Origin of the sequence: Campylobacter sp. US53, assembly GCF_004378995.1 — a bacterium.
Taxonomy (GTDB): Bacteria; Campylobacterota; Campylobacteria; order Campylobacterales; family Campylobacteraceae; genus Campylobacter_D; species Campylobacter_D jejuni.
The window spans coordinates 1-780 of the sequence record NZ_RYYH01000021.1; the positions used below are offsets into that span (position 1 = coordinate 1).

At 25.5% G+C, this 780-nt stretch carries 1 pseudogene; it reads left to right on the forward strand.

Annotated features, from left to right (window positions below):
• Positions 1-44: 44 nt before the first annotated feature.
• A pseudogene (locus tag ELQ05_RS08110) lies at positions 45-780 on the forward strand (sugar transferase); the annotation flags it as partial.

Consider the following 780-nt stretch of genomic DNA (forward strand, 5'->3'; position numbering starts at 1 on the left):
ATAATTTTACAACCAACCAAAGCCATTTTTAAAGGAGAAACCCTATGCATAACCCAAACTCAGCTATAGAAAGAGTAAAAAATCATCTTGCTTATAAACTAGGTCAAGCTATGATTGACTTTACAAACAATGGGGGGGGGTATATAGCATTATTTAAAAAACTCTATAAAATTAAAAAACAACACAAAAAAGAACAAAAAATTTATCAACAAACCATACAAGTTTTTCCTCAACTCAAATATCCAAGTTTAGAAACATGCAGTGATTATGAGCAAGCTTTAAGATATAAATTTCATTTGTCCTATATGCTAGGTGAAGTTTTAATCAAAGCTTATCAAACTTGGTATAAAGGAAGTGGATTTAAATTAAAAAATGATATTAAAAAAGCTAAAAAAGAATTTCAAATTTTTAGAGAAATTTTTAAAGAATTTGATCAGATTAACTCTAGCATTCTTCAGGGATTGATAGATAATAAACAATTATTTTTAAAAGAATTTTCAAGAATAAAAAATATATTAAAAATTCATCAAGACTATCAACCTATATTAGATAATATTTTTCATAATTTTAATTATTTTATACAAAATTTTGATCTTATAGAAGAATGGTTGTTATCAGATGATTTCAAAGAAAGATACAAAAAAGAAAATCATCCTTATCCTTCATTGCTTGATCCTAAAAAATTGAATGATGAAAATGAAAAAATCAATTATCATAATATACCAGCTGAACTTGCTTGGGAGATGAATTTACCTTTACCTGATGGGTATAAGTTTGTGT